22 protein-coding genes are annotated in these 22,949 nt (G+C 66.8%); 14 read left to right on the top strand and 8 right to left on the bottom strand.

The annotated features are described in order from the left end of the window. Window positions 1-150 precede the first annotated feature (150 nt). From AC1DNG_RS01225 to AC1DNG_RS01210, 4 genes are all read left to right on the top strand, one after another. On the top strand, window positions 151-408 hold the full coding sequence (locus AC1DNG_RS01225) for a mycoredoxin (protein ID WP_011692168.1): 258 nt from the start codon (window positions 151-153) through the stop codon (window positions 406-408). A gap of 132 nt (window positions 409-540) precedes the next feature. Further along, entirely contained in the window at window positions 541-1,626 is a 1,086-nt protein-coding gene (locus AC1DNG_RS01220; RefSeq protein ID WP_476849334.1) for an S-(hydroxymethyl)mycothiol dehydrogenase, read from the top strand. A gap of 11 nt (window positions 1,627-1,637) precedes the next feature. After that, window positions 1,638-2,285: an MBL fold metallo-hydrolase gene (locus tag AC1DNG_RS01215; protein WP_476886449.1), complete on the top strand. Its 648-nt coding sequence runs from the start codon at window positions 1,638-1,640 to the stop codon at window positions 2,283-2,285. 67 nt (window positions 2,286-2,352) lie between these two features. Continuing rightward, the gene (locus tag AC1DNG_RS01210; protein WP_476886448.1) at window positions 2,353-2,853 is read left to right on the top strand and encodes a DinB family protein; all 501 of its coding nucleotides are present in this window, start codon (window positions 2,353-2,355) and stop codon (window positions 2,851-2,853) included. Window positions 2,854-3,337: 484 nt separating this feature from the next. Here AC1DNG_RS01210 and AC1DNG_RS01205 read toward each other — a convergent pair whose 3' ends face one another. Beyond that, complete coding sequence (locus tag AC1DNG_RS01205; protein WP_476873890.1) at window positions 3,338-3,670, bottom strand: hypothetical protein; 333 nt, start codon at window positions 3,668-3,670, stop codon at window positions 3,338-3,340. 205 nt (window positions 3,671-3,875) lie between these two features. On the opposite strand from AC1DNG_RS01205, the gene AC1DNG_RS01200 reads away from it, so the two are divergent. After that, window positions 3,876-4,634, top strand: coding sequence for a VOC family protein (locus AC1DNG_RS01200; protein ID WP_476873891.1), 759 nt, complete (start codon window positions 3,876-3,878; stop codon window positions 4,632-4,634). A gap of 56 nt (window positions 4,635-4,690) precedes the next feature. After that, on the top strand, window positions 4,691-6,103 hold the full coding sequence (locus tag AC1DNG_RS01195) for an AAA family ATPase (RefSeq protein ID WP_476886447.1): 1,413 nt from the start codon (window positions 4,691-4,693) through the stop codon (window positions 6,101-6,103). A 58-nt stretch (window positions 6,104-6,161) separates the two neighbouring features. Here AC1DNG_RS01195 and AC1DNG_RS01190 read toward each other — a convergent pair whose 3' ends face one another. Then, the gene (locus tag AC1DNG_RS01190) at window positions 6,162-6,950 is read right to left on the bottom strand and encodes a GNAT family N-acetyltransferase (protein WP_476886446.1); all 789 of its coding nucleotides are present in this window, start codon (window positions 6,948-6,950) and stop codon (window positions 6,162-6,164) included. A gap of 291 nt (window positions 6,951-7,241) precedes the next feature. Here AC1DNG_RS01190 and AC1DNG_RS01185 point away from each other — a divergent pair, with 291 nt between their 5' ends. Next, complete coding sequence (locus AC1DNG_RS01185; RefSeq protein WP_476886445.1) at window positions 7,242-8,873, top strand: FAD-dependent oxidoreductase; 1,632 nt, start codon at window positions 7,242-7,244, stop codon at window positions 8,871-8,873. 54 nt (window positions 8,874-8,927) lie between these two features. Further along, a complete protein-coding gene (locus AC1DNG_RS01180; protein ID WP_476886444.1) occupies window positions 8,928-10,217 on the top strand; it encodes a cytochrome P450 in 1,290 nt (429 codons plus the stop codon). On the opposite strand, the gene AC1DNG_RS01175 is transcribed toward AC1DNG_RS01180, so the two are convergent. Continuing rightward, a complete protein-coding gene (locus AC1DNG_RS01175; protein WP_476886443.1) occupies window positions 10,207-10,695 on the bottom strand; it encodes a hypothetical protein in 489 nt (162 codons plus the stop codon). The genes AC1DNG_RS01180 and AC1DNG_RS01175 overlap by 11 nt on opposite strands. Before the next feature lie 32 nt (window positions 10,696-10,727). Then, window positions 10,728-13,286: an AMP-binding protein gene (locus tag AC1DNG_RS01170; RefSeq protein ID WP_476886442.1), complete on the bottom strand. Its 2,559-nt coding sequence runs from the start codon at window positions 13,284-13,286 to the stop codon at window positions 10,728-10,730. 224 nt (window positions 13,287-13,510) lie between these two features. On the opposite strand from AC1DNG_RS01170, the gene efeO reads away from it, so the two are divergent. Next, a complete protein-coding gene (gene efeO, locus AC1DNG_RS01165) occupies window positions 13,511-14,431 on the top strand; it encodes an iron uptake system protein EfeO (RefSeq protein ID WP_476850017.1) in 921 nt (306 codons plus the stop codon). Continuing rightward, window positions 14,428-15,840 carry an iron uptake transporter deferrochelatase/peroxidase subunit gene (gene efeB, locus AC1DNG_RS01160; RefSeq protein ID WP_476886441.1) on the top strand — a complete coding sequence of 471 codons (1,413 nt, stop codon included), beginning with the start codon at window positions 14,428-14,430 and terminating at the stop codon, window positions 15,838-15,840. The genes efeO and efeB overlap by 4 nt, the downstream gene beginning before the upstream one ends. Before the next feature lie 45 nt (window positions 15,841-15,885). Here efeB and AC1DNG_RS01155 read toward each other — a convergent pair whose 3' ends face one another. Together AC1DNG_RS01155 and AC1DNG_RS01150 are read right to left on the bottom strand one after the other, a co-directional pair. Then, entirely contained in the window at window positions 15,886-16,437 is a 552-nt protein-coding gene (locus AC1DNG_RS01155; protein ID WP_476850019.1) for an N-acetyltransferase family protein, read from the bottom strand. Between the two features lie 109 nt (window positions 16,438-16,546). Further along, window positions 16,547-17,446 carry a GNAT family N-acetyltransferase gene (locus tag AC1DNG_RS01150; protein ID WP_476886440.1) on the bottom strand — a complete coding sequence of 300 codons (900 nt, stop codon included), beginning with the start codon at window positions 17,444-17,446 and terminating at the stop codon, window positions 16,547-16,549. A gap of 234 nt (window positions 17,447-17,680) precedes the next feature. On the opposite strand from AC1DNG_RS01150, the gene AC1DNG_RS01145 reads away from it, so the two are divergent. The 3 genes from AC1DNG_RS01145 to AC1DNG_RS01135 all read left to right on the top strand — a co-directional run bounded on the left by AC1DNG_RS01145 (window position 17,681) and on the right by AC1DNG_RS01135 (window position 19,286). Continuing rightward, window positions 17,681-17,938, top strand: a complete 258-nt coding sequence (locus AC1DNG_RS01145; RefSeq protein ID WP_476886439.1) for a hypothetical protein — start codon at window positions 17,681-17,683, stop codon at window positions 17,936-17,938. A 155-nt stretch (window positions 17,939-18,093) separates the two neighbouring features. Continuing rightward, on the top strand, window positions 18,094-18,627 hold the full coding sequence (locus tag AC1DNG_RS01140) for an N-acetyltransferase family protein (protein ID WP_476886438.1): 534 nt from the start codon (window positions 18,094-18,096) through the stop codon (window positions 18,625-18,627). A 179-nt stretch (window positions 18,628-18,806) separates the two neighbouring features. Then, complete coding sequence (locus tag AC1DNG_RS01135; RefSeq protein WP_476856829.1) at window positions 18,807-19,286, top strand: hypothetical protein; 480 nt, start codon at window positions 18,807-18,809, stop codon at window positions 19,284-19,286. A 28-nt stretch (window positions 19,287-19,314) separates the two neighbouring features. Here AC1DNG_RS01135 and AC1DNG_RS01130 read toward each other — a convergent pair whose 3' ends face one another. Both AC1DNG_RS01130 and AC1DNG_RS01125 read right to left on the bottom strand, forming a co-directional pair. Beyond that, entirely contained in the window at window positions 19,315-20,640 is a 1,326-nt protein-coding gene (locus AC1DNG_RS01130; protein ID WP_476886437.1) for a carboxylesterase family protein, read from the bottom strand. A gap of 6 nt (window positions 20,641-20,646) precedes the next feature. Beyond that, entirely contained in the window at window positions 20,647-21,354 is a 708-nt protein-coding gene (locus AC1DNG_RS01125; RefSeq protein WP_476850025.1) for a FadR/GntR family transcriptional regulator, read from the bottom strand. 123 nt (window positions 21,355-21,477) lie between these two features. Between AC1DNG_RS01125 and AC1DNG_RS01120 the strand changes: the two genes are divergently transcribed. Beyond that, window positions 21,478-22,887, top strand: a complete 1,410-nt coding sequence (locus AC1DNG_RS01120; protein WP_476871628.1) for an SLC13 family permease — start codon at window positions 21,478-21,480, stop codon at window positions 22,885-22,887. Window positions 22,888-22,949: the final 62 nt, after the last annotated feature.

The following is a 22,949-nucleotide window of genomic DNA, read 5'->3' as shown; positions in this document are numbered from 1 at the left end:
TTTACCGCGAATTCGCGTCGGACGGCGTAGGGGCCAGCGCTCTCTGCGGGAATAGCGGGCTGCAGGGTACGGTTGTTGGCAGTGACGTACGACTTCAGTGGGCGCCCGGCCCGATACGCCGGCCCCATCCACTTACTTGAGGAGAACTTCGTGGACTTCACCCCCGAATCCGGCACCATCACTATGTTTTCGACCACGTGGTGCGGCTACTGCAACCGGCTGAAGAAGCAGCTGGACGCACAGGGCATCGGGTACACCGAGATCAACATCGAGGAAGTCGAAGGCACGGCCGATCTCGTCGAGCAGCTCAACGGAGGCAACCGCACCGTCCCCACCGTGCTGTTCCCCGACGGCACCGCCGCCACCAACCCCTCCGCAGCTGAGGTCAAGAGCCGGCTCGCCGCCTAGGCCCTTCCTGCATCCAAGGACACCACCAAACCACGACGGCGCGGCCTCCCAAGGGCCGCGCCGCCGCCCGTTGTGCCAGTAACCAGTAAGTTGTGCCAGCAATCCGCGTTCCAGAACAGAGGAGCTTGTTTCATGGTCCATAAAGTCAAAGCCGCAGTTGTCCGTTCCAAGAATGCCGACGTCACCCTGGAGACGATCCTGGTGCCGGACCCGGGCCCCGGCGAGGCCCTCGTGGACATCCTCACCTGCGGTGTCTGCCACACCGATCTGCACTACAAGCAGGGCGCCATCAACGACGACTTCCCCTTCCTGCTCGGCCACGAGGCCACCGGCGTTGTCAGTGCCGTGGGACCGGACGTCACCGAGGTCGCCCCCGGGGACCGCGTGGTGCTGAACTGGCGGGCCGTCTGCGGCGAGTGCCGCGCCTGCCGCCGGGGCCAGCCGCAGTACTGCTTCAATACCCACAACGCCACCCAGAAAATGACGCTGGAGGACGGCACCGAGCTGACGGCCGCGCTGGGCATCGGTGCCTTCGCCGAAAAGACCCTCGTAGCGGCCGGCCAGTGCACCAAGGTGGACGACGACGCCGATCCCGCCGCCGTCGGCCTGCTCGGCTGCGGCGTCATGGCAGGCATCGGCGCGGCGATCAACACCGGAAACGTCCAGCGCGGCGATTCGGTCGCCGTGATCGGCTGCGGCGGAGTCGGCACGGCGGCCGTCGCCGGCGCGGCGCTCGCCGGCGCCACCACCGTGATCGCCGTCGACATCGACGCCAAAAAGCTCCAGCGCGCCAAGGACCTCGGCGCCACCCACACGGTGGACTCCTCCGCCGTCGACCCCGTCGAAGCGATCCGCGAACTGACCGGCGGTTTCGGCGCCGATGTGGTGATCGACGCCGTCGGCCGCCCGGAAACATACAAGCAGGCCTTCTACGCCCGGGACCTCGCCGGCACGGTGGTCCTGGTGGGTGTGCCGAGCCCCGAGATGACCCTGGAACTGCCGCTGCTGGATGTGTTCGGGCGCGGCGGCTCCCTGAAGTCCTCCTGGTACGGCGACTGCCTGCCTTCGCGCGACTTCCCCACGCTCATCAGCCTCTACCGGCAGGGCAAGCTGGACCTGGACGCCTTCGTGACGGAGCGGATCACGATCGACCAGATCGAGGAGGCCTTCACGAAGATGCACGCCGGCGCTGTGCTGCGCTCGGTGGTGGAGCTGTGAACGCCGGCCCTGTGAGCATCCGGATCGACCGGCTGGTCACCTCCGGGACGTTTTCCCTCGACGGCGGCACCTGGGATGTTGAGAACAACGTCTGGATCCTCGGGGACGACGCCGAATGCGTCATCATCGACCCGGCCCACGATCCCGCTGCCGTGGCCGCGGCCGTCTCGGGCCGGAAGGTCACCGCAATCCTGCTCACGCACGGCCACGATGACCACATCAGCGCCGTGGGCGAGGTCCGGACGCTCGTGAACGCGCCCGTGTACCTGCACCGGGACGACTGGATGCTGTGGGAGCGGGTGTTCCCCGGCACCGAGCCGGACCACGCCATTGCCGACGGCGACACGTTCGACGTCGCAGGGGCAAAACTCGTGGCACGGCACACCCCCGGCCACTCGCCCGGGTCAGTGTGCTTCCTTCTCGAAAGCGAAGGCACCGTGCTTGGCGAAAATACAGTGTTCAGCGGGGACACGCTGTTCCAGGGTGGCCCCGGGGCGACGGGCCGATCCTTCAGCGATTTCCCGACCATCATCGAGTCCATCCGGACCCGGCTCCTGCCGCTCCCGGCCGACACGACGGTCCGGACCGGCCACGGGGAACCCACAACGATCGGCACCGAAGCGCCGCACCTTGAGGAATGGATCGCCCGCGGCCACTGACCGCGGGTGCGGAAAGGCCCGGTCCACTGCTTCCGGACCGGGCTTTTCCGCCATAGGATGTGGGGCCATGAGCTCTCACCCCAGCATGGATCCGGCAACACTGGCCGCGGACCTGCGTACCCAGTTCGATGCATTCCTCGACGAGCATCGTTCGGACCTGCACGCCTGCCTGGACGGACTCACCGAAGAGGAGGCCCGGGCCTCGCTGGTGCCGTCGCGGACCACCCTTCTGGGGCTGGTCAAGCACGCCGCCTTCGTGGAGAAGGTCTGGTTTGACGAGGCCATCACGTGCCGGCCCCGGGCGGTGATCGGCATTCCGGCCACCCCCGACGAATCGTTCATCCTGGCGGACGACGACACCATCGCGGGCCTCCAGGCCGCCTACCTCCAGGCCTGCGGGGACTCACGGCGTCGGGCCGCTTCGCTCGGCCTTGACGACCTTGTCAGAGGCAACCGGCGCGGCCCGCTGCCGCTGCGGTGGGTCTACCTGCACATGCTCAGGGAACTCGCCCAGCACTGCGGCCACGCGGATATTCTGCGCGAGCAGATCCTCGCTGCGCGCACCTGACGGCACCGGCCGCCCGGGTCAAGGTTCTAAACCAGAAGACCCGCATTGCACCATGGGTGCGGGTGAGCGCGGATGCGGCCACCCCCGATTGGTTTTCACAGGGCCGCATCCGCGCTGGTCTAGGGAAGGCCGGGTTCCGGCTCTGGTTCCGCGTGCCGGCGGCGTAATCGCGCCCCGGCCAGCTCAGACAGCACAGCGGGGGCGCGCAAGGAACCGGGCCGGCCGGATGTCGTGTCCGATCTCAAGGCGAACGCCGTGAACGGGGCGACGGCACTGCCGGCGACAACGACTTTGGTGGCCATGAGATAGGAACTCCCGCAACGAAGTTAGCAGCCTCTGCATGACCAAAATCAGAATATCAATTGCATTTGCCGCACAAAAGGAAAAAAGAGTAACAATTAACCTGCGGCTTTTTGGGCCGGCATCCCCGTAATCCGCGGCTCACCGTCTCTACAGTCCGGAAAGATGTGGGATGCGGATGAGGTCAACCGGCCGATGCGCTGGCCCATTTCGTGGACGGGGCGTATTCCGGGTAGTAACGCTGGATCTCTTGAACGGTCTTGCCTGCCCTCACCATTCGCTCAACGGACACCATGCTCCGGACTTCCTCGTCCGAGGACCGGGTGCTGTTCCACGGTCCCATCGTTCGGTAGCAGAAGTCATTCGGATCGTTCAGCCTGGCCTCGTTGTAGCACTCGGGATGATCCGAGGCATCAACTGCCGTGCCAGCAGGACCGGATTTCGATGCTCCGAATGCGGCGGACAGCCCCAGCGCGAGAAGTGGCGTGAGCGCCACGGCTGCAATTCCAGTTTTCATTCCTTTATTCATGGTTCCCCCAATTGGCCAGAAATATGTTGGCGAGCCTACCGCACAGGTGCCAGGTTTCCCGAGCGACGGTGTTTCCCCTCGGTCATGGAGGATTCGGCAGTTTGCCTCGCCGGAATCGCAGTTGGGTCTTGATCCACTCGCGGTCTTGGGAAACAATGTTCGCGGCGTAACGGGCCCCGGAGAAAGGGTTTCAATGACAGCGCGGGATACCTCCTCAGTCGGCGCTCCGTGCTGGGTCGACACCTGGCAGCCCGACCCCCAGGCGGCCAAGGACTTCTACGGTCCGCTCTTCTGCTGGACTTTCGACGACCCCATTCCGATGCCGCCCGGGCTCGACGGCTTCTACTACGCCGCCCGCCTCCGCGGTCAGCTGGTTGCCGGAATCGGACAGGCGCCGCCGCAATCGCCGCCGGGGTGGATCACCCACGTGCGTGTCGTAAACGTCGGGGAAGCCTTGGCTCGTGCCGAGCGGGCGGGGGGCAAGCGCCTGGCGCCGTTTGGTGCCGGCCCGGATGACCGTATTGCTGTGCTCGCCGATGCCACCGGCGTCCCGTTCTGCCTGCGGCAGGCAGGAGGGAACGACGGCGCCCAGCTGGCCAATGAGCCGAATTCCTGGGCCATGAGCTCGCTGCACACCACAGATGTCGGGCGGGCCCAGGCGTTCTACGGTGCAATGTTCGACTGGGAACTCGAACCCGTCCCGGACGCCCCCTTCTCGCGGTGGCTCCGCTCCGGCCGGGTAGTGGCGGTGGTGGCAGCCACGGACGGCGTCGCGGTCCCGCCGCATTGGAGCGTCAATTTCGCCGTCCGCGACGCGGACGCCATTGCCCGGCAGGCCGTAACACTGGGTGGCAGCATCTTGATGGCGCCCATGGACACTCCGGGATTTCGCAGCGCCGTGATCAGGGACCCCCAGGGCGGCACCATCGCGGTCAGCGCAACCACCGGCTGACGCTTGCTGGAGAGCATGAGCGCCACACCGATTGGCGGCGCTGGTAGGGTCAGCCCATGGATGAAATTTTGGGGAAGTTCATCGACGATTTCGCGCGGCTCGTGGAGCTCGCGCAGTCCGGGCAGCGTCGGGGGCAACCGGGAACCCAGCTGCTGACTACGCTCACCGAGCATTTGGCGGTCCGGGCCGAATCAGTGTCGGTAGTGGTTGAGGAGATTCCGCCGCACCGATTCGTGGACGCAGACATCCTCATGGAAGAGCTCGCCGCCGAGGATCCTGAGTTCCGGCTCGTGGGCATCGGCGGCGGCGACCAACGCCACCATCACTCGCTGAGCGACATGCTGCAGCAGTCCCAGCTATATCCGCAGTTCCCCCTGTCCCAGCCGGACTACGCCAACTTAGCTGTCGGGCCGAACGAACAACGGCAGGCCGTGGCACTGGGGCTCTGGCTGTTCAGCCATGGAGGCAGTCCCATCGCCGTGCTGCAGCGGGACGCCAACCCCCGGTATGGCCGGCAGTCAGCGTCCCTTGAGGTTTTGGCCGGCGCTACAGATAAGGCCGCACGCTTCCTCTCGGAGTTCCGCCGTCGGATGCAGCACCGCAGCGTGCTCAAGGGACAGGTCATTTCCCTGGTGATGGGTGAGTATGGTCCCAGCGCGGCCGGGGTGACGTTCCATGCACGGCCAGTCCTTGCCGCGTCGGATGTCATCCTGCCGGATGGCCTGCTGGAGAAAGTGTCGGACCACGCCTTAGGTATCGCCGAGCACCGCGAGTCTCTGATCAGGTACGGCCAGCACCTCAAACGCGGCGTCCTGCTCTACGGCAGGCCGGGGACGGGCAAGACCCATACGGTGCGGTATTTGTTGAGCCGGAGCGAAGGTGTCACAGCAATCCTTCTTTCGGGAGGATCGCTCGCCAGGATCTCAGAAGCCGCCACCATGGCCAGGGCGCTGCAGCCCTCCATCGTGGTCCTCGAGGACTGCGACCTCATCGCCGAGGACCGCAGCTTCGGGCACGGACCCCAGCCGCTGCTATTCGAGGTGCTGGACGCCATGGACGGTTTGGCCAGCGATGCCGACGTGGCGTTCGTCCTCACCACCAACCGCGTGGACATGCTGGAACGCGCCCTGGCACAGCGTCCCGGCCGTGTGGACCTGGCGGTGGAAATTCCCATGCCAGCCCAGGCGGAGCGGGTTGCACTGATCAAACTGTATGCCCGCGGTATTCCCCTCAGTCCGAACTCGATTGAAGACGCCGCCGCCCGCACCGAAGGAACCACCGCTTCGTTCGCACGCGAACTCGTCCGCCGTGCGGTCGTTGCCGGCGCATTGGACGGCGTGCCGGTGGCGGACCATCATCTTCAGAAGGCTGTGGATGACCTGATGGCCGACAGCGCCGCGCTCACCCGAAGCCTTCTCGGCAGCGGCACCGGAGACGGCTCTGAGGGCATGGGTGGACCGTTCCCCTGACCGCCGGCGGCCTTCCATCCCGGGGGTTAGGACGTACCGCGCCAGTGCGCTTGGGCCCTCAGCGCCGCCAGCGGTACGGGGTGGTCGTTGAGACTCGCAGCAATCCATAGCGTTCCAGGATCGGTCGCGAATATTCAGTCGAGTCACTGTGAATGAGTCTCTTGCCGAGCGTCAGCGCGGCCCGGGCCCGGGCGGCGGTAAGGGCCCGGTAGATACCCTGACCACGCCATTCTTGTCGCGTCGCCCCGCCCCAGATGCCCGCGAATTCCGTATCCGGCACCGGCTCGAGGCGGCCAGCGCTCACGATCAGTCCTTCGTGTTCGGCTACCCACAGTTCCATGCCGTCGTCGCGCGCCATGCGTTTCAGGATTGCGTCGGCGTTGCCGTCGGAGACGTCAACGCCGAAAACCTCGTCCTGCATCGCGCTCATGGCGCGGATGTCCCGTTCTGCGCTCACCGGCCGCAGGCTGACGCCGGGCGGGAGCTGGACGTCCACCGTCAAGGCGTTTGCCGGTCCGATCATGATCGACTCGGTCTCATCAGGCTCAAATCCGTTGTCGAGCAGTGCCCCGTGGAGTCCGGGCGCATGATCGTGACCACGGGTTTTCCACTCGACCCGCACGATTGCGGGATCGCTGCGGTAAAACGCGAGCGCTTCGGCTACCCACTGCGCGATCGTCAGGGCGTTGGCCCCATCGAGGTTCTGATAGGTCACGAAGCCCCTGCCGCCTGCGAAGGTCACCAGCCGCAGCGGACCCAGCCGTTCCACGCCGCTGGCACCGGGCGTCTCTGCAGCTGTCCGGAGTTGCTGGTCGTACGCCACAAGAAGTTCTTCAGAAAGAGTCATCGGCGTCCACCCTACAGCCACGCCGGACGCCGGATACAGGACATAGGACACCCGGCGCTCAAGTTCCCTCACTGAGGGCAACCCGGCCGGAGCGATGGCTAGGTGTCACCTGCACTCCTGCCGCCGCCCCCAGCGCGGCCACGTGGCGAAGGTCCGCCCCCGCCGCAAGATCCCCCACGCTCCGCTCTGGAGGGCCTCCGCAGCCTCGTCGTACCCGGCCGCAGGCCTCTTCCGCGGCCAGCCCGCGAGGCTTAGACTCGATTGGCTTGAGCAAACAGGGAGAAGTTCGGCATGAGGCTCGTCGTCGATCTCACTAAGTGTCAGGGTTACGCACAATGCGCCTTCCTCGCCCCGGAGGTCTTCACGATCCAGGGGGACGAGGCACTTACCTACGACCCGGACCCTGACGAGGCGCAGCGCACGAGGATCCGGCGGGCAGCCGCGGCCTGCCCCGTCCAGGCCATCCGGCTCGACCAGCTTGAGGAGCCGCACAGGCCGCGGCCTCCCGAAGAAGCCCCGGGAACGGCCGCTGCCGCCGGGGGCAACGGGGGCACGTTCCTTCGATCCGGCAGGATTGTCATCGTGGGCACGTCACTGACCGGGCTCCGTGCGGCGGAGCGGCTGCGCGAGGAAGGGTTCACGGGCTCGCTGACTCTCATTGGTGAGGAAGCGCACGAGCCGTATGACCGGCCGCCGCTGTCGAAACAGGTCCTGGCCGGGTCGGTGCCGTCCGATGACACGTCGCTGCCGCGCCGCCGGGCAATCGACGCCGACTGGCGTCTGGGCGTCGCGGCCACGGGTCTGGATCTCGCCGCCAGGCAGGTGCATCTCGCCGACGGTGGCCGGATCGGATTCGACAAGTTGTTGATCGCCACTGGGGTGCGGGCCCGGTCCTGGCCAAACGCGGCGGAGGCGGCGCTGGCAGGCGTGCTGACCTTGCGGACCCGCGAGGACGCGGCAACGCTTCGGCAGCTCCTGGCCGCGCGCCCTCGCCGGGTCCTGGTCATTGGCGCCGGGTTCATCGGCTGCGAAGTCGCTTCGGTGTGCCGCGAACTAGGCCTGCCGGTCACCGTGGCCGAGGCGGGCCCGGCACCGCTCGGCGCGGCGCTCGGCAGCGTGATCGGTGCAATTGCCGGAGAGCTTCAGATCGAGAACGGCGTGGATCTGCGCTGCGGCGTCAGGGTCGTTGCACTGGAAGGCGATGCCGGCGGACAGCTGCGCCGCGCCCGCCTCTCCGATGGCACAACACTTGACGTGGACATCGCGGTCGCCGCGCTGGGGACCGTTCGTAACGGTGATTGGCTCGCAGGCTCCGGATTGGCGAGCGGCGTGTGGGGTGTCGCGTGCGACGCCGGCTGCCGGGCTTTCGACGTCAACGGGCTGGTCACCGATGACGTCTTCGTCGCCGGCGACGTATCCCGCGCCCCGCAGCCGATGTTCGGCTACCAGTTCCTCGCCGTCGAACACTGGGGCAACGCAATCTCCCAGGCCGAGGTTGCAGCGCACAATATGGTCAGCGGCGAAACCGAACGGTGGCCGCACCTGGCTGTGCCCAAATTCTGGTCCGTCCAGTTCGGCACCGAAATCAAGAGCGTGGGCGTGCCCTCGGTCGCCGATGAGGTCGCCATCGTGCAAGGATCGGTCGGATCTCGGCGGTTCCTGGCCGTTTACGGCTACAAGGGCCGGATCGTGGCTGCAGTGGCGTTCAACCAGAACAAATGGCTTGACTTCTATGAACCGCTGATTGACGAGGCGGCGCCCTTCCCGCCGTCGTTCCACCATATTGACGAGCCCGAGGATGCGCAGCCCGTGCCGGCCGGGTTCCAGCCCGCCGCCAGCCCCACCCAGGATGCGACCGTCGTCGTGACCGGTCACTATCCCAATGAGCGGCGCGCCAGATTGACTGACCGCCGCCTCCCGTAAAGCGCCGCACCGGAGGCCGGCAGCCACCGGCCCACGACCCAAGGAGCCTTCGCCATGGCCGAGCCCAGCACCTGGGAGCAGATCCTCGACTACACCAACCGGGCTAACCCCTACCCGTTCTACGACGAACTCCGCAAAACCCCCGTGAGACGACTTCCGGACGGCAGCTATCTCGTGAGCACCTACGCGGAGATCGCCGCCCTGTTGCACGATCCACGGGTCAGCTCCGACATAACCCGCAACCCGGCTGCCGCCGCGGCGGGCGCCGCCGTCGGTGAGGACGGGGACGGGGACGGCGCCGGCATGACGCCGACTTTCCTCAGCATGGATCCCCCTGATCACGACAAGTTCCGGCGGATCACCATGCGGCATTTCGGGCCGCCCACGACGCCTGGCAGGGTGGCCGGGATGGAGGCGCGGATGGCGGAAATTGTCACCGATCTGGTCGACAATATGGCAGACCGCGGCCGGATCGACGTCGTCGATGATCTGGCGTATCCCCTGCCCGTCACGGTGATCTGCGAACTTCTCGGTGTGCCCCCGGGAGATGAACAGCGCTTCCGGGTCTGGGTGGACCTGGCCCTGCAATCGACCGATCCCGGACTCGATCCCGAAACCCAGCAAAAGAAGAGGGTTGAAGCCGGCACGGAACTGCGCGCGTTCATGCAAGAGCTGGTCGACGCCCACCGGCAGGCCCCGGGGACTGACCTGCTTTCAGCGATGGCCACCGATGATGGCCCGGAGGGCCGCATGCCGGACGAACAACTGGTGAGCACCGGGCTTCTGCTGCTCATCGCCGGACATGAAACCACCGTGAACCTCATCTCCAACGGCGTACTGACGTTGCTCCGCCACCCGGCCGAGCTCCAGAGGCTGCGCGCTGACCCCGGCCTGGCAATCCCGATGGTCGAGGAACTGCTCCGCTACGAGCCGCCCGTGCATTTCGTCCCGTTCCGCACCGCCCTCGACGACATCGACATCGCCGGCACCACCATCCCGGCCGGCGCCTCCCTCACTTTGGTCCTTGCTGCGGGCAACCGCGACCCCGCCCACGTCACTGACCCCGGGCTCTTTATCCCTGACCGGGCCAACAACCAGCACCTCGGTTTTGGGGGCGGGGTTCATCTGTGCTTCGGGGCGCCCCTGGCCCGGCTGGAAGCGCAGATCGCACTCACTGAATTCGCCACCAGGCTGGAGAACCCGCGGCTGGTCTCGGACCCACCGCCGTACCGGCCGAGCCCGTTCCTGCGCGGCCCCTCCCACCTCCCGGTAGACATCGACGGCGTCCTCGCCCCGGGTAAGCCCCTGCCGACTGTCGCCCGGAGAATGCACTTCAGCGGGTGACGGTTAGAGGTTTCATGGGCAACACACAGGACACCCGTTCCAGTCGTAGGTCGCCAGCGCCCGCCACGCGGTTGTTCCTGCCGGTGTCATCGCACCAGTCAATGTTGTAGGGCACCGCGGTTACGGCGGCATCCCCCACAGCTGTCCGGGCGGGAACGACAAACGTATGGGTGAACCCCCCGGCGTCGTTCATGGCGCTGGTGGTATTCACGACTTCCACCCCGGTTGCGTCGGTGACGCTTACCTGGATGCGCGCGTTGTTGCCGTAGCGGGGGTTGCAGCCAGCGTCCGGGGCTGCCACCGTCACGCTTTGCCCCGGTGCGGCCGTCGTCGGGGTCAGCGAATAGGCGGGCGGGAAGCATGGCGGCTCCCCGCCGGTGGAGGACGAGCACCCCGAGATCGAGGCAGTCAGTACCAATGCGCCAACCGTGGCACGGATCGCGGAGCGCCGCCCGCTGTCTTTCAGACAGAAAACCATGCCGTCAGTGTCGCTGGTACAGCAGTCGGCGCCTACTGTTGTGCTGAATTCGTGCCCGGATCGTTGCCTGCGCCTGCCCGCCGGCGGTTGACCGCCCCCATCAAGCGCAGGCAGAGCGCCCAGTAGGCTACCCCCGCGGCCAGCGAGCCTGCCACGGCCAGGGCGGGGCTGATCCCGGCCAGCGGCGGATAGACCACCCAGTGGAGAAGGTACGCGTAGAGGGAGGCGCTGGCGAGTACCACCATGAGGCGGCGGAGGACCTGCGGCACCGGAATGCTGGGCAGCCAGATGAGAAACAGGATCCCGGCGAGCAGCGTGGCCTCCCGGCCCGGATTCTCGAAGAATCCCGGAACGGTCACTGCTGCAACGACAGAGACCAGGCAACGCTGGGCGATGGTCCGGGACCGTGCGATAGCCCAACCCAGCGCGAAGAGCCACAGCGCAGGCGCCGTGTGCGGCACTCCCGGGTTGACCAGCTCATACCGGGTCAGGAGCCCCACGCCGGTCAGCGCCAGCGGAAAGAGCAGTGGGAAGCGCCGCTCGGCGCGGTCCGCCCACGGAACGGCAAGCAGAGCCACGGACCCCACAAGCAGGTAAACAAGAACTTCGATGAACCAGAAATGCCACTGGGTGCTCACCCCCTCCGGCCCGAGGACGGCATTGAGCAGCACGATATTGGCGGGTGAGTAGTTGTCGGTGATCAGGTACGCCACCGCGATGAACGCCATGCTCGGCACGATTATTCTTGCCACGCTGGACAGCTGCCTCCGCAGCCGCGGGATCCGCTTCCCGGAGAGCTGGAAGCGTGCGAAGTTGTAGCCTGCCACCGCCATGAGCACGTGGGCCGCACCCTGCCAGCTGAACAGCCCAACGTGCGTGCTGACGATCAGGACGATCCCGACGGCCCGCAGCACGATGCTCGTTTCCACCGGCGCAAAGAAGCGACGACGCGTCCGGCCCGGTGCAGAGCGCGGCCGGGGCTCCAGATCCCGGACCGGCGTCACGTGCCAGTCCGGCGGGAGATGGCCCAACGCCTGTTCCAGCCGCACCGACGCGGCCACGTAGGACAGTGAGTCCCCGCCCAGGGACACGAACGTGTCGCTGGGCGCGATGTCGGCGCACTCCAGGACGTCCTGGAAAATCTTCCGGACGCTGTCCGGAGCATTGTTGTCCGGCGCGCCGGTTTCCGCTGCAGGGGCGGGTGCTTGCCCTGGTTTCGGCCCGCGCAGGGCAAGGACGCCCGGGTAGTCGAGCTTGCCCGTTGCCAGGCGCGGGAGATGTTCGACGGCGTGCACCTCAAGGGTGGCTCGCGGCAGCCCCATGCCCTGGGCGAGGACCTTGCCCAGCAGGTGCGCGTCGTGGTCGCCTTCAACAGCGACGACGACGCCGTCGTCCGTCCCGGCGCTGGCAGCCCGCACACCGAGATCCGCCAGGAGCTGCTCCACCTGTCCCAGATCCACGCGCAGCCCCACGATCTTGACGAACCGGCTGCGCCGGCCCACTACTTCGTAGACGCCCGCCGGGTGCAGCCTGGCGAGGTCGCCGGTGCGGAGCTCCGCAACGGTCCGGCCCGCGGCAAGGTCCGCCGGGCATTCGGCGTAGCCAAGCATGACGTTGGCGCCGCTGTAGACAAGTTCGCCGTGTTCCAGCCCCGGCACGGGGTCGATCCGGAACGAGCCGCCGGGCACCGGGACGCCCACCGCGCCCGGAACGTCGGCCGCCAGCTCCGGAGGCAGGTATGCCATCCGGGCCGTCGCCTCGGTCTGGCCGTACATCACGAAAAATTCCCAGCCATTTCGGCGGCCCAGTTCGGCGTAGTTCCGCACCGAATCCGGCGCCAGCCGGCCCCCGGCCTGGGTGACGCAGCGCAGGCCGGGCAGATCCATGTCCGCAAACCCGGTCCGTTCCAGCAGTTCAAAGGTGTACGGAACGGCCGCGAAAGACGTCGCCCCGCGGCCTCGGAAGAGGTCCCAGAAGCACGGATCGACCACGGAAAGATCAGTCAGGACCAGTCCGGCGCCGCGGAGCAGGTGGCTGTTGATCACGGACAGCCCATAGCAGTAGGACATGGGCAGCGTCGTGGCCGCGCGGTCGTCGGGCCCGATGTTCAGGTACTCGGAAATCGACTCGGCGTTGGACTGCAGGTTCGCATGCGAGAGCCGCACGAGCTTGGGCGAGCCGGTGGATCCGGAGGTGCTGAGCAGGAGCGCGAGGTCCGGGTGAAGCTCGTGGCGGGTGCCGGTCCGGCGTTCGTCCAGCAGGAGCTGCCCGTTGCCGGGTTGGACAACGACGTCGGGGTCGTAGGCCGCGACGAGGGATTCCAGGGCGGCCGGCTTGTCCTCCGGCAGGAGGATCAGCGGGTGGCCGCCGGCCAGGGCCGCCAGATAGACCACCAGAGAGTCGAGGTCGTTGGCTGCGGCGAGCGCCACGAGGCGCCGTGTGGTGCCAAGCCGGAGGGCGAAGGCATCGACCCGCTCCGCCAGCTCCCGGTACGTCATTGCCAGGGTGTCGGTAAGGATGGCTGGGCTGTCCCCGTAGCTCGCAAGATCGGCGGCAAAGGGCACCCGCATGAAGTCAAGCTGCGTGGTCACCCGGACGATGTTATTAGATTAGGCTTACCTAATCCAAATTAGGGTACGAAAGGTTTGCGTAATCGCCGCGAATCGGTATCCTCCTTACTTAGGTGTACCTAAGTCGGGATTGCATCGGCAATGTTGCCGGGGAAGCCCACTCGGTCCCGTACCCCTGCCTCCACTCCCCCGCACCGCACCGCACCGCACCGCACTGCTCCACCCCACCGATCCAAGGAAACACCATGCCCAGCATCCCCCTGCCCAAAAATGCCCCCCGGTTCCGGAAGACGCTTGCCCTGTTGGCCGCGGCAACCGCAGTTCCGTTGGCCCTGGCCGGCTGTATGGGCAACCCAAAGGACCCGGGCGCCGCCGGACCCATCCAGGTCACGAGCAGTACCGGCGTCGACGCCCATCTTCAGGGCCTGTTGGACACCGGCACCCGGCAATACTCCGCTTTCGTCGTGGATCAGACCGATCAGCTGGTTACCGGCACGAGGTCATTCGCGGCGGCTTACGCCGCCGGGGATGCGACGAAGGCCCGCGGACTCTATGCCGCCACGCGCATGCACTGGGAGCGTATCGAGCCGGTCGCCGAGTCGTTCGGGGACCTGGACCCCAAGCTCGATGCCCGTGAAGCCGACCTCGCACCCGGCCAGGAATGGACCGGCTGGCACCGGGCCGAGAAGGACTTGTTCCCGCCGGCCGGCTACACTCCCCTCGCACCGGCGGAGCGTGCCGCCATCGCCACGCAGCTTGTTGCCGACACCGAGGACCTGGCCCAGCGGACCCGCACCGTGGAACTCTCCGCGGACAAGATCGGCAACGGCGCCAAGGAACTCCTGGACGAGGTGGCCACCGGCAAAGTTACCGGGGAGGAAGAAATCTGGTCCCACACCGATCTCTGGGACTTCCAGGCCAACGTTGACGGAGCCCGGACCGCCTTCGAGAGCCTGTTGCCTGCGCTGCAGCAGAAGGACCCGGCCCTGGCCGAAGCGCTCGAGGCCAAGTTCGCCGCCTTGCAGGCCGGGCTCAAGCAGCATTCCACCGGCGCAGGCTTCGTCTACTACAACGACCTCAGCCAGGCCCAGGTGCAGCAACTCGCCTCCCTGGTTGATGCCCTGGGCGAGCCCCTGGCCAAGCTCGCTTCGGCAATAGCCCCGTGACCGGCTGCCCCTTCGGCGGCAGCCCCCGCCAGACCCCCGACGGCGGCGCCCCCGAATCAGCTAGCGCACCGGAACCAGCCAAGCCACCGGGAGCCGCCGCCATGCCCGCGCCGCCCGCAGCCCCCGGTTCGGGAAAGGGCCGGCTGTCCCGCCGCGGGCTCCTGTCCCTGGCAGGAGCCGGCGGCGCGGGCGCCGTCGCCGGCCTGGCGGTTGGCTTCCTCAGTCACGACGCCGTCGAGGCCGCGGCCGCCCCCGTGGCAGAGCCCGGCGACATCATCGCCTTCCACGGTGACCGGCAGGCCGGCATCGTCACGCCGGCCCAGGACCGCCTTCACATTGCAGCCTTCGACCTCGTCACGGAGGACCGTGCAGAGCTCATCCGGCTTCTGAAAAACTGGACGGCCGCCGCCGTGGCGATGACCGAGGGGCGCAGCACGGGCAGCAGCGGGGCCGTCGATGGCCCCTACGACGCCCCGCCCGAGGACACGGGTGAGGCCCTGGACCTCGGCGCCGGCAGACTCACCCTCACCTTCGGGTTCGGCCCCGGCCTGTTCGAGAAGGACGGCAAGGCCCGCTTCGGACTCGAGGGGCGCCGCCCGGACGCACTGATCGACCTGCCGCACTTCCCAGGCGACGACCTCCAGCCGGGACGCACCGGCGGCGACATCGTGGTGCAGGCCTGCGCCAACGACCCCCAGGTGGCCGTCCACGCGATCCGCAACCTTGCCCGCATCGGCTTCGGGCAGTCGCGCGTCCGCTGGTCCCAACTCGGCTTCGGGCGGACGTCCTCCACGTCGAGGTCACAGGCCACCCCGCGGAACCTCTTCGGCTTCAAGGACGGCACCAACAACCTCAAAGCCGAGGACACCGCCCTGCTTGGGGAGCACGTGTGGGCAGGCCAGGGAACGCGCCCGGAAGAGGGCTGGATGGCCGGCGGCACGTACCTCGTGGCGCGCCGGATCCGGATGCACATCGAAATCTGGGACCGCACGTCGCTGCGGGAACAGGAAGCGCTGATCGGGCGCACCAAGGGCGCCGGGGCCCCGCTCTCCGGCGGCGAGGAATTCACCGTCCCCGACTTCGAGCTCCAGGGGCGCGGCGGGGAACCACTGATCCCGCTGGACGCCCACGTCAGGCTCGCGCACTCGAGCCAGAACGACGGCGTCAAGATGCTCCGGCGCGGCTACAACTACACCGACGGCTCGGACGGCCTGGGGCACCTCGACGCCGGACTGTTCTTCATCGCGTTCGTCACGGACCCCAGGACCCACTATGTGCCCATGCAGCTGGCCATGGCGAAGGAGGACACACTGGCCCTGGAATACCTCAAGCACACCGGCTCGGGCCTGTTCGCGGTTCCGCCGGGCATCCGGGCGGGAGGCTTCATCGGCGAAGGTCTCTTCGCATGATGGCGGCAGTCACCGCTGCGGGCAGCCGCCCGGGAGCCGAAGAGCTCACTGCGTGGCAGACGGGACCGTTCCGGGCGGGAGGACCCGGCTGTGGCGCTTCTCGGCCACAGCCGGATCGAATCTCGTATCTTCCAGGGTCCCTCCGTCGTCGAGCCAACGGCGGTTGGTGTAGAAGCTGATAGCCCGATCGTTGCCTTTCTCAACCCAGAGAAATGCCCGGTCATAGCCGAGTTCGATCAGCTGTTGTTCCGCGGCCGCGAACAGGACGGAACCTACGCCCTGCGCCCAGCAGTCCGGATGCACGTTGATCGCGTGGAGCTGACCGGTTCCCGGGTCCGGGTCGCCGGCAGCAGGGCCGAGGATGGCGAACCCGGCAACCGCATCGGCGCTTTGGACGACGAGGTGAATGGTCCCTTGCCTGGGTTCAAGGATGTTTCGGCGCCAGGCGGATGCCGCGCGGTCGACGTCGAGACCGTCCAGGTACTCATCGGTCATGACGCCGCGGTAAGTGGCCCGCCAGGCCGCGATGTGGATCTCGGCCAGCCGTGCGGCGTCGTGCACGGTTGCTGCCCTGACACTGATGTCCGGAGTGGTCATGGTCCAGAATCTATCAACTGCGGTCACCGGTGCCGGGCGGCGCGCGCGAGGCGGCGGGCAAGGTAGCCGATGACGAGGACGCTGGCTGCGGCGAGGAGCCACGCAGACATCACAGCACGAACGACTCCTGCGGCGAGACCCGATTCCTTGGAATTTCGAGGAGTTCCAGAGCCCGGCCCGAAACACCCGGAATTAGTTGGAGAATCGGAAAGAAGTGTGGGTCGGTGATGTGTCCGTCAAACAGGACTGGGGTACCGCCGGCGCTCACCAGAACTTCTGCCATGCAGGCGGCGACGTCGAGACGCGCCAAGCGGTTGGCCTGGTCCAGGGATTCGCATATTGCCTCCACTTCCGGATCCCGGTCAGTGCCGAAGACAAAGCACGCCGCAGCAATCCGGTCATTCCTGACGACGAATACGCTTCGGGACCGGTCCAGTTCTTTCTGGATCATGGGGCGGAATTCAGCGAGGAGTGTCGCGCGCGACCCAGTAGGTGACCATGGCGCGTGCACGATTTCATACATTTCCGTCCATGCTTCATTCAGTTGATCCAGAGCTATTCGATCTCCTGTGAGGATGCCGCCACAGCGGTTTTCGTTTGCCCATCGGAGCACTTCAATACTCGCGGTATCGATCTGCTCGGGCGGACACATTTGATAGCGCACAGCTCCCAGCGATCTGTAAAACTCGTGCGCAACCGTGCCCGGATGGGCTTTGACCGACAGTGGCATCCAACGACGCCCTTGAATAGATTTCACCAGTGCCGAACCGATACCCTGCCGCCGGAATTGCTCACGCACGAAAACGTTGACCGTGTCCCGTGTTGGATGGACGCGGTTGGTGGCTGAGACAGCGATCCCCACTGGCTCTGCACCGAACTTTGCCACCAGCGATGATCCCCCGGGACGCCATTCATCGGCTCTGGCCCATGGCGCGTCGGCTGCGAAGTGATCCGCATCAGCGGCTGTCGCCGGATTGATCACCAGATTTTTTGCTTGTCCGGTCAGCATCCTGGCAGTCTATTCGTTTCAAAGCTGCGGCTTCCGGACGGCATCTTCTAACAAGGAAACAGGTGTTATCCCACCCAGCGACCGGTTGGAAACAGGAACAGAGGCTTTCGGCCGATTCCTTTGGCGCGGTAGCCTGCACTCACACCCTGTAGGCCTCTCCCCCGATCGCGGCGAGGTCAAATCCCTCCGGCCCAGTAGAGTCCAGCAGAACCGTTTTCTGGAAAGGTCCACGCCATGTCAGAATCTGAACTTTCCATTCTCCGTGAGCGGGCTGCCCGCGGTGACAACGACGCCATCGGCGAGCTCATCGAGCTGGCCGCGGAGCGGGAAGATTTCGAGGAGCTGCGCCAACTTGCCGACGGCGGCAGCCGCGACGCTGAGGATCAGCTGGTTGAACTCGCCGCTGAGAAGGAAGATCTGGACGAGCTTCGGCGTCTGGCATCCGCCGGCAATACGGACGCGGCCGAAGTTCTGGCCGAGCTCACTGAGTAAGCACTCCCGTATTTCGGCCGGGTCACCGCAGCTGAAATTGACTATGTCAATAGTCGCTGCAGCATCTATGCTGCGCTGAGCCGCAAACGCGGCATCAACTATTCCGTCCACAGGATTGATCGAATGTCGGCGATGATTCAAGGGAAAGTGCCCACGTGACGCCGAAAGAGCTCGTGGTGCGCGCAGCGAGGCCGGAAGACGCGGCGGAGGTGCGCCGGTTGTCCATCGCCTTCACTCCAGCCGCACAGGAGGTTCCGCCCGAGGTTTTCCATAGCCGTTTCGCCCGGTTCCTTGCCGACGCCTCATGGTGCCTCCCTGTGGCTCCGGCACGCACCAGGCTGCTCGGCTACGGCCTCGCTCAGGATTTCGGGCCGGGCCTGCGGGCTGACTTCACGACGGGCCGGGTCCATGACGTCTTTGTAGACCCCGACACGCGTCTGGCCGGCACCGGCCGGGCCCTTATGAACTTCATCTTCGATTGGTCACGGGCCAGGCCACAGCCAATGATCCTGGACTGGCAGGCAAGTCCCTCCGCCATCGGCTTTTACGGGGCACTCGGCTTCACCCCCGATCGTGTGGGCGACTTTCCCGAGTATCCGGGCTTCACCCTTGACCACCGATCCGGACACGGCGTGCGATACATTGCTCTCAACCCGGCGACGGCCCGGGCGATGGAGGGGGACCATTGAAAGCGTCAAAAGAGAACGTGCACCTGCCGCGGACGGACTGCCCAGCATCCACTCAGCGGTCCGCGCGGCGAGCCCGGACGCACCGTTCGGCGTCGGGCCGGCCCGTTGCCGCAACCGTATGGGCCGGTGCTGCCGGCACACTGTACTGGCTGGCGGCCAGCGGAGAACCCAGTGCCGCGATGGACGCCGCACCCTGGCTGGTTCTGGTGTCCTGGTTCGTCTATGCAGTCCAGTGGCGCCCGTGCCTCCGGGTTGAGAGCGGCGGGTTTGTGTTGATCAACGGACTGCGCGACCACCGGATACCGTTCGATACGGTTGAGGACGTCGAGGTCCGCTATGCCGTCACCGTCAGGGCCGCGGGCAAGAAGTACGTCAGCTGGGGCGCTCCGACCCCGCCGGGCTCGTTCGACTCCGGCTTTCAGCATGTCAGCGATCTGAAGAGCCGGCCACACAGCATGCTCCCCGGCAATGAGCGCATCCGGCAGCCGGAGGTAGTCACCGGCCGTGACAGGATCGCCCAGGCGTGGCACGACGCCCGCGCCGCTGGACTCCACTCCTCCGGCGGAACAGTGACCACGACGTGGAACCGCCCGGTTCTCGCCACGGGCGGCGCGGCGCTCCTCTGGGTGATCGCTGCGGTCCTGATCCAGCGGGGGTGAAGCGCACGCCGGGCAAGGCCTCGGGAGTTCAGACCGAGCGGTACCGAAGCGAGCCGGGAATCTCTCCCCGGGACCCGAGGCCTTCCCCGTAGGCGAACTGTGCCCACAGCGCCCGCATCGCCCGGCCATGGGCATTGATCTCGTCCCACGTCGCCCCCGCCAGGAGTCCGGCACCTTCCCACGTGCGCTGGTGGCCGAAGAGCAGGGGCAGGTCGACTGTGTGCGCGGCGCCATAGAGATTTCCAGGTGCGCGCCAGGACAGCACGTAGCTGTGGGCCCGGCCGCCCGCACGTACATGCCGCCTGGCAAACTGCCTGGCCGCTTTGCCGTACACCAATTCCGTAACCACCCAGGTGACTGCCTTGAGCACTGCGCTGCCGACCACGGGAATCCTCGCCAGCCGGCCCAGGCGCGGGCTTCGCGGCAGAAACAGCCGGGCTTCCTCCGCCGTGTAGCCGATCAGGATGTCGATCGCCGGGGCAGCGGCATTCCAGGCCCGGTCAAGCCCGGATTCCTCGGGCAGGGGTGAATGCCCGTACTGGATCCCGAACGGCATGGCAGCCATCAGACCGAACTTCCTCGCCGCCCGCGCCACGTCCTCTTCAATAGCGACGACGTCCATCGCCGGAGTCGCGGCGGTAACCGCCTCCGCGGCCACCCCCATGGCGGCGGTCATCCTTTCCCGCCCCCGGGTAATGCCCAGCGGCGCACTTTGAATGATGGCGCGCTGGAAGAGCGACGCCGCGTCAGGGGTCGCCATGAGGTGCGCGACGGCGTCGCCCCCTGCGGATTGCCCGAACGCGGTGACGCGGCCAGGATCGCCGCCGAAGGATGCGATGTTGCGCTGCACCCACCGGAACGCCTCGATCTGGTCGAGCAGGCCCAGATTGGCGGGACGGCCGGTGCTGGTGGACAAATATCCGAAGAGGCCCAGCCGGTAGGTCACCGAAACGACGATCACCCGGGTTTCGGCAACCAGCGCTGCGGGGTCGAAGATCGCCAGATCCCCGGAACCGGACGTGTAGGACCCGCCGTGCAGCCACACCATTACCGGCAGCCGTTCACCGTCGTGGAGATCGGCAGGCAGGGTGATGGTCAGGCGCTGGCAATCCTCGCTGCCCGGAAGTTCGCCGTAGCGGGTGCCGAGCACGTCATCCAGGAAGGGCACCGGCGCCTGCGGGCACGCCGGAGACAGGGATGTCGCCTCGAGCGTCTCGGCCCAGTCGGGTGCCGGCGCGGGCGGCTGAAAGCGTTCCGCGGTGGCGTAGGGAATGCCGGCGGCACGCACGACGGCGCCGTCGCGCCATCCGGTGATCGGGCCACACGGCGGATCGAAGGAAAGGTTCACGTTCATTCCGGTCTAGCTGTTCTTCAGGAGGGCAACGTCGGAGACAAGATCAATGTGCTCCAGCATCGCCGCCGCGGCGGCCGCCGAGTCCCGGGACCTGATCGCGTCGGCGATCTTGCGGTGGGAGGCGAGCGACTGCTCCGGCCGGCCGGGCTGTGCGAGCGATTCGAGGCGCGTTTCCAGGACCATGCCGGCAATGAAGGTCATGAGCTGGGCGAGGACTGCCGAGTGGGCCGCGGCGGTGACGGCCTGGTGGAACAGCTCGTCGCCGCGTGCGCCGCGGTCTCCCGAGGCGACCTCTAACGCCATGGCTTCGAGGGCGTGATCGATCGCGTCCATGTCCTGCTCCGTGCGGCGGGCCGCGGCCAGTTCGGCCAGCTTGACCTCCAGCGTGCTCCGCGCCTCAACGATCTCGGGCAGACGGCTCCGGTGTTCGCGGAGGCCTTTGATCACGGAGGGAACGTTCGGCCGGTAGACCAGCACCGCTCCGGTGCCGTGCTGGACGTCGATCACGCCAAGCACCTCGAGGGCCACCAGGGCCTGCGCCAGGGTGGCACGGGAAACCCCCAACCGCTCGGCAAGTTCCCGCTCGGCCGGCAACGTGTCCCCGGGGCCCAGCTCGGCGGTCTCGATGAAGTCCATGATCTGCTCCACCAGCTGCTCGTAAAGCCGGGGCCGCGAAACGCGGGAAATCTGATGCGTTGCCGCCTGCTTTGCCATGCGCGTCCTTCCAGCCTGTCCTGACCCCTAAGACTACCGGAGAACTATTGACAAAGACACCTAGTGTCTAGGAGGCTAGGCCACTAAGCCAGTCACGAACCACTTCGATCCGGAGGAACAACGATGTCCGCTCCCGTCCTGTCCATCATCATCCTGGCGGTGATGTTCCTTCTGGCCACGGTGCTGCCGCTCAACATGGGTGCCTTGGCCTTCGTCGGCGCCTTCCTGCTGGGCTCCGTCGTGCTGGGGATGTCCACCAACGAGATCCTTGCCAACTTCCCCGGCGGCCTGTTCCTGACCATCGTCGGGGTTACCTACCTGTTCGCCATCGCGCAAAACAACGGCACCATCGACCTGCTGGTCCGGGGCGCCGTTCGGCTGGTCGGCAGCAAGGTTGCCCTGATCCCGTGGGTCATGTTCGCCATCACCGCGGTGATTACCGCCGTCGGCGCCCTCTCCCCGGCCGCCGTGGCCATCATCGCGCCGATCGCCCTCAGCTTCGCCGCCAAACACAAAATCAATCCGCTCATGATGGGCATGATGGTGATCCACGGCGCGCAGGCCGGCGGCTTCTCCCCCATCGCCGTTTATGGCGTCACCGTCAACAGCATCATTGCCAGGACGGAGCTGGACGCCAACCCGATGGCGATTTTCCTGGCGAGTTTCCTCTTCAACCTGGCCATCGCGCTGGTGCTGTTTGTCGTCCTCGGCGGCGGCAAACTGCTGTCCACCCCGGGCGGGCGGCTGGTGGAACAGGCCGCAGAAAAGCGCCTGTCCGTCAGCGTGGGTGCGCGCGCGGCCGGCGTCACGCTGCAGGGGTCCGGATCCGACATCTCCGCCGCCGGCGTCTCGGCCAAGGGCACCTCAGGCTCCGGCACATCCTCGGCTGCCGGTCCCGCCCCGGCCGTCGCACCTCCGGCCGGCGGCGCCCGTGCATCCATGCCCCAGCTCATCACCATCCTTGGCCTGATCGCCCTGGCCGTCATCTCGCTCGGATTCAAGGTGGACGTCGGCTTTGTTTCAATCACCATCGCGATCGTCCTCGCCCTCGTGTCTCCCGCCGCGCAGAAGGGCGCCGTCAACAAGATCAGCTGGTCCACGGTCCTGCTCATCTGCGGCATGCTCACGTTCGTGGGCGTCCTCGAAGAAGCCGGCACCATCGCATTCGTGTCCGGCGGAGTGGCGGATCTCGGCATGCCCCTGCTCGCCGCGCTGCTGATCTGCTACATCGGTGCAATCGTCTCGGCCTTCGCCTCCTCCACTGCCATCCTCGCGGCCCTCATTCCCCTGGCGGTGCCGTTCCTGGCCACCGGCGAGGTCGGCGCCGTAGGCGTGATCGCCGCCCTGGCCGTGGCCTCCACGATCGTGGATGTGTCCCCGTTCTCCACCAACGGCGCCCTGGTCCTGGCCAACGCGCCCGAGGACGTGGACAAGGACAGGTTCTACAAGCAGATCCTGGCCTACAGCGGCATCGTCGTCGCCGTCGGACCGGCCGTCGCCTGGCTGGTCATGGTAGTCCCGGGCTGGATGTGACCGCTGGATGCAGCCGACAAATCAACCAACCGCGCAAGCCCACCGCGCGCCCGCCACGACCG

This window comes from Arthrobacter sp. 01T425, assembly GCF_056398725.1.
Note: the sequence above shows the minus strand (reverse complement) of the source record. Positions and strands in the feature narration are given on the sequence as shown.

Bases quoted from the DNA above. Each gene is read 5' to 3' on its own strand.
- AC1DNG_RS01220 (WP_476849334.1), top strand. From the start codon at position 541: ATGGTCCATAAAGTCAAAGCCGCAGTTGTCCGTTCCAAGAATGCCGAC.
- AC1DNG_RS01210 (WP_476886448.1), top strand. From the start codon at position 2,353: ATGAGCTCTCACCCCAGCATGGATCCGGCAACACTGGCCGCGGACCTG.
- AC1DNG_RS01205 (WP_476873890.1), bottom strand. From the start codon at position 3,670: ATGAAAACTGGAATTGCAGCCGTGGCGCTCACGCCACTTCTCGCGCTG.
- AC1DNG_RS01200 (WP_476873891.1), top strand. From the start codon at position 3,876: ATGACAGCGCGGGATACCTCCTCAGTCGGCGCTCCGTGCTGGGTCGAC.
- AC1DNG_RS01195 (WP_476886447.1), top strand. From the start codon at position 4,691: ATGGATGAAATTTTGGGGAAGTTCATCGACGATTTCGCGCGGCTCGTG.
- AC1DNG_RS01190 (WP_476886446.1), bottom strand. From the start codon at position 6,950: ATGACTCTTTCTGAAGAACTTCTTGTGGCGTACGACCAGCAACTCCGG.
- AC1DNG_RS01185 (WP_476886445.1), top strand. From the start codon at position 7,242: ATGAGGCTCGTCGTCGATCTCACTAAGTGTCAGGGTTACGCACAATGC.
- AC1DNG_RS01180 (WP_476886444.1), top strand. From the start codon at position 8,928: ATGGCCGAGCCCAGCACCTGGGAGCAGATCCTCGACTACACCAACCGG.
- AC1DNG_RS01175 (WP_476886443.1), bottom strand. From the start codon at position 10,695: ATGGTTTTCTGTCTGAAAGACAGCGGGCGGCGCTCCGCGATCCGTGCC.
- efeO (WP_476850017.1), top strand. From the start codon at position 13,511: ATGCCCAGCATCCCCCTGCCCAAAAATGCCCCCCGGTTCCGGAAGACG.
- AC1DNG_RS01155 (WP_476850019.1), bottom strand. From the start codon at position 16,437: ATGACCACTCCGGACATCAGTGTCAGGGCAGCAACCGTGCACGACGCC.
- AC1DNG_RS01150 (WP_476886440.1), bottom strand. From the start codon at position 17,446: ATGCTGACCGGACAAGCAAAAAATCTGGTGATCAATCCGGCGACAGCC.
- AC1DNG_RS01145 (WP_476886439.1), top strand. From the start codon at position 17,681: ATGTCAGAATCTGAACTTTCCATTCTCCGTGAGCGGGCTGCCCGCGGT.
- AC1DNG_RS01135 (WP_476856829.1), top strand. From the start codon at position 18,807: ATGGACGCCGCACCCTGGCTGGTTCTGGTGTCCTGGTTCGTCTATGCA.
- AC1DNG_RS01130 (WP_476886437.1), bottom strand. From the start codon at position 20,640: ATGAACGTGAACCTTTCCTTCGATCCGCCGTGTGGCCCGATCACCGGA.
- AC1DNG_RS01125 (WP_476850025.1), bottom strand. From the start codon at position 21,354: ATGGCAAAGCAGGCGGCAACGCATCAGATTTCCCGCGTTTCGCGGCCC.
- AC1DNG_RS01120 (WP_476871628.1), top strand. From the start codon at position 21,478: ATGTCCGCTCCCGTCCTGTCCATCATCATCCTGGCGGTGATGTTCCTT.